This is a genomic window from Intestinibacter sp., assembly GCF_022780145.1.
In the GTDB taxonomy this organism is placed as follows: domain Bacteria; phylum Bacillota; class Clostridia; order Peptostreptococcales; family Peptostreptococcaceae; genus Intestinibacter.
The window spans coordinates 1-4,490 of record NZ_JALEXO010000251.1; the positions used below are offsets into that span (position 1 = coordinate 1).

Genomic DNA, 4,490 nt, shown 5'->3' on the forward strand with positions numbered 1-4,490 from the left:
TACATATCTGTTACTGTGTTTTCCTGAAGATAATAGGAAATGTCCTTCTAATAATGCGTCACTTTTCTTTAATATATCTACTACATCTACTTTACTCATCGCTAAATTCCTCCATTAATTTCAATTTATAATATATTTATATTAATTTGTTTTAATTTCTTTTATTAAATAATTCCTCTGATTTCATCTAAAGATTTTATTCCTTCTCTTTCCATGAAGGCTTCTATTCCATCAACTATTTCAAGTCCCGCTCTAGGATTCATGAAATTAGCTGTTCCTACTTGTATGCACGTAGCACCTGCCATTATGAATTCTATAGCATCTTCAGCTTTTGTGATGCCGCCCATACCGAATACTGGTATTTCGACGTTTTTGCATACTTGGTGAACCATTCTAAGTGCTATAGGTTTTATAGCTGGTCCTGATAAACCTGCGTATACATTTTTGAAAACAGGCTTTCTGTTTTTTATATCTATTGCAAGAGCTTGGAATGTATTTACTAGAGATACACCGTCTGCTCCTTCTTCTTCACAAACTTTTGCCATGGCTACTACATCTTCTGCGTTTGGTGAAAGCTTTATTACTAGAGGTTTTTTGCAAGCTGCTCTGACTTCTCTTACCACTTCTCTAGCTACTTCACTTTTGATTCCGAATGCCATACCACCGGCTTTTACGTTAGGACAAGAGATATTTAGTTCGATTATGTCGATTTCTTTGTCGTTTAAAAGCTCTACTCCTGTTACGTAATCGTCTATGCAACCTCCACCTACGTTAGCTATTCTAACTAGATCTAATTCCTTGAAGAAAGGAAGTTCATGGTCTATGAATCCTTGTACTCCAGGGTTTTCAAGTCCTACACTGTTTATCATTCCTGATGGAGTTTCCCAAACTCTTATGCCTTCGTTTCCTGGTTTAGCATTTAGTGTAAGTCCTTTACTGCTTACTCCACCTAATTTTGATATATCGTAAACTTCATTGTATTCTCTACCAAATCCAAAGGTACCAGATGCCATTATTACTGGATTTTTGAAAGTCAAATCTTTAAATTTTACACTCATATCAGCCATTAAAAAATCACATCCTCTCCCCAGAATACTGGACCATCTTTACAAGTCTTTTTGTTGCCACCTGTAGTTTTGCAAGTACATACTAAGCATGCACCCATACCACAAGCCATTCTATTTTCTAATGAAACCATCACTCTTGTGTTAGTTCCCTTTTCAGCGTTTGTTTTATTAACCTTGTCCATTAAAACCTTCATCATAGGTGTTGGACCACAAGTTAATATATAGTCATATTCTGCTGTATCTATAGCATCTGTAACAAAAGTGTTTCCTACAGTTGTTGTTACTTTGTTGCAAACAGCTTCATATTTATCTACTAAGATAGGTTCATTTCTAAATCCTAAGTAAACATCACAATTAGGTATATTTTTTGCAACTAAATACAAAGGTGCTACACCTATTCCACCGCCTACTAATGCAACCTTACCTTCTACTTTTTGGTATCCGTTGCCATATGGTCCTTCTAGTTTTATTTCGTCTCCAGCAACTAATTTACTGAATATCTTAGTTCCTTCCCCGACTACTTTATATAAGAAAGTTATACCTTCTTCATCTATATCATGAATACTTATAGGTCTTGAAAGTGTTGGATATGTATCCCATGCTCTAAGCATATAGAATTGACCCATTTTTCCTTCAAATTTTCCTTGTACCTTCATTTGGTACATATCTTCACCTATATATTTATTTTCTATTATTTTGTACATTATTTTACTCCTCTACGTCTACTCCTAAAAGTTTCATTATTAAAGCCATTCTTACATACATTCCAAATTTAGCTTGTTGGAAATATACTGCTCTCTTATCACTATCTACCTCTGGAGTAATTTCATTTACTCTTGGTAGTGGATGCATTACTAGCATATTTTCTGGTGCTTTGCTCATTTTTTCTGGGTCTAATATGTAACATCCCTTTAATTCTTCATATTCATCTAAATCTGCAAATCTTTCTCTTTGTATTCTAGTCATATATAAAATGTCTAGAGTTGGTATTGCATCGTCTAAGCTTGCAGTTTCATAGTAAATATGTTTTTTAAGATTTTGTTTTACATATCCAGGCATTCTTAATTGTTCTGGAGATATAAATACGAATTTACTATCGTTGTATCTGTTCATAGCTTTAACTAATGAATGCACAGTTCTTCCGTATTTTAAGTCACCACATAAGCCTACTACATGGTTATCTAATCTTCCTGTTAAAGTTTTTATTGTAAGTAAATCTGTTAGAGTTTGAGTTGGATGTTGATTTCCACCATCTCCAGCATTTATAAAAGGTACTTGTGTGTACTTTGTAGCCTCAGCTGCTGAACCTGCGATAGGGTGTCTCATAACGATTATATCAACATATCCAGATACTATTCTTATAGTATCAGCTAATGATTCTCCCTTTGAAACTGATGATGAACCTGGATCTGAGAAACCGACAACTTCTCCACCTAATCTTTTCATAGCTGATTCAAAGCTAAGTCTAGTTCTAGTTGATGGTTCATAAAATAATGTAGCAAGAAGTTTACCTCTGCAAACTTCTGAATATTTCCCAGGATTAGCCATAATCTTTTGAGCTAAATCTAGTACTTCATCTATTTCTTTAATTGAAAAGTCTTCTGGTTGGACCAAATTTCTTGATTTTAACATTTCTTATCCTCCTTTTTCAGCCTCACCGGACTAAAATTAAAAGCTATTTTTATTCTGTTAGTAGGTTATCATTTTTACATTTTTATGTCAATAGATTGGCATAAATCCTGTTTAACAAATTGCAAATAACTTTTCTCTATTTACTATTTTAAATTATTGTTTGATTGATTACTACCTCTATTATATGATATAATTTAATTGCTAACTAGTAGATACTACTAAAAGGCTATATATTTTCTCGTTTCTGAACAAAAACGAGCTAATATATAGCCTTTTTTTATAATATTTATTAATTGAAGGGGGTAATAAAAATGGAAGAAGCTAAACAAAATCCTATGGGGACTAAATCTATTTCTTCATTGATATTCACGATGGGATGTCCACCTATAATATCTATGTTTGTGCAATCGATGTACAACATCATCGACAGTATATTTGTCGCTAAATTAGGTGAAAATGCGCTGACAGCAGTATCACTTGCTGCTCCAATTCAGTACTGTATACTTGCAGTATCTGTAGGTGTCGGCATAGGTATGAACTCTTATATCTCGAGAAGCCTCGGCGCAAACAATATCGATGAAGCAAATAACACTGTGACACATTCTATGATACTGTCATTTATTCATTCTCTATTATTTATCATTTTAGGCTTGCTATTTATACAGCCGTTTTTTAGAGCATTTACTGATTCTGAGGAGATCTTTACACTTGGATGTAACTACACTTATATAGTAGTATTGCTTTCATTTGGGTTGTTTTTTCAAATCACATTTGAGAAAATATTCCAAGCTACAGGAAACACGCTAATGCCGACTATATCGCAAGCAATTGGTGCGATTGCAAATATCATACTAGATCCAATTTTCATATTTGGTTGGTTCGGCTTTCCTAGACTAGGAGTTACAGGTGCGGCTATAGCTACTATAATCGGACAAATGATATCGTTTTTAATATTGCTAGTATTTTTCATTAAATCAGATAGTATGCTGAAGATGGATTTAAAACGATTTAAATTTGAGTTTCATATTATAAAGGAAATTTACGCAGTTGGAATTCCTTCTGCTTTAATGATTTCTATTTCATCATTACTTACAATCGTGCTTAATTTTGTCTTAGTAAAATTCTCAAACACAGCCGTATCTGTCTACGGTATCTACTACAGATTGCAGACATTTATCGCAATGCCTGTAAATGGTCTTGTTCAAGGTATGAGACCTATAGTCGGATACAACTACGGTGCGAAGAATAGAGATAGAATTTTCGAAGCATTGAAAATAAGCCTTATGGTATCCTTTACTATAATGCTTATAGGTTTCCTACTATTTATGTTTATGCCTAGACAGCTGATGTCGATGTTTAGTGCTTCAGAAAATATGATGAATCTAGGAGTTCAAACGCTTCGTATAATCAGCCTAGGATTTTTATTCTCTGCATTTTCTTTGATTATATCTGCTATGTACGAATCTATCGGAAAGGGCACTTATAGCTTGGTTATTTCTCTGCTTAGACAATGCGTGATAATTATTCCTGTTTGTATGATTTTTTATAAGAGCATCGGTTTGACTGGTATTTGGATTACGTTACCTGTTTCTGAGATTGTAGCTGCTATTGCTTGCTTGGGTATGTTTTTGAATACTTGTAGGAAGGATCCTGTTTTTATTAAGGATAAGGAATTGTAATATAAAAATGAAAGTTTCTTAAAAATTTAAATCTGTGTGATTTTGTAAATAATCTTACAAAGTCACACAGATTACAAAAAAGGAAATTAGTCATTATTAAATCAAAAAATCT

The 4,490-nt window shown here is 33.4% G+C and carries 4 protein-coding genes and 1 pseudogene; 1 reads left to right on the top strand and 4 read right to left on the bottom strand.

The window, feature by feature from the left end:
- The 4 genes and pseudogenes from MR593_RS13600 to pyrB form a co-directional block, all read right to left on the bottom strand.
- A pseudogene (locus MR593_RS13600) lies at positions 1–99 on the bottom strand (orotate phosphoribosyltransferase); the annotation flags it as partial.
- Positions 100–164: 65 nt separating this feature from the next.
- Positions 165–1,067 (bottom strand): dihydroorotate dehydrogenase, encoded by a 903-nt coding sequence (locus MR593_RS09500; protein ID WP_290692242.1) that lies wholly within the window; start codon positions 1,065–1,067, stop codon positions 165–167.
- Positions 1,067–1,771: a dihydroorotate dehydrogenase electron transfer subunit gene (locus tag MR593_RS09505; RefSeq protein WP_290692243.1), complete on the bottom strand. Its 705-nt coding sequence runs from the start codon at positions 1,769–1,771 to the stop codon at positions 1,067–1,069. The genes MR593_RS09500 and MR593_RS09505 overlap by 1 nt, the downstream gene beginning before the upstream one ends.
- 4 nt (positions 1,772–1,775) lie before the next feature.
- Positions 1,776–2,699, bottom strand: a complete 924-nt coding sequence (gene pyrB, locus MR593_RS09510; RefSeq protein WP_290692245.1) for an aspartate carbamoyltransferase — start codon at positions 2,697–2,699, stop codon at positions 1,776–1,778.
- 311 nt (positions 2,700–3,010) lie between these two features.
- Between pyrB and MR593_RS09515 the strand changes: the two genes are divergently transcribed.
- Positions 3,011–4,378: an MATE family efflux transporter gene (locus tag MR593_RS09515; RefSeq protein WP_290692247.1), complete on the top strand. Its 1,368-nt coding sequence runs from the start codon at positions 3,011–3,013 to the stop codon at positions 4,376–4,378.
- The last annotated feature ends 112 nt before the right edge of the window (positions 4,379–4,490 follow it).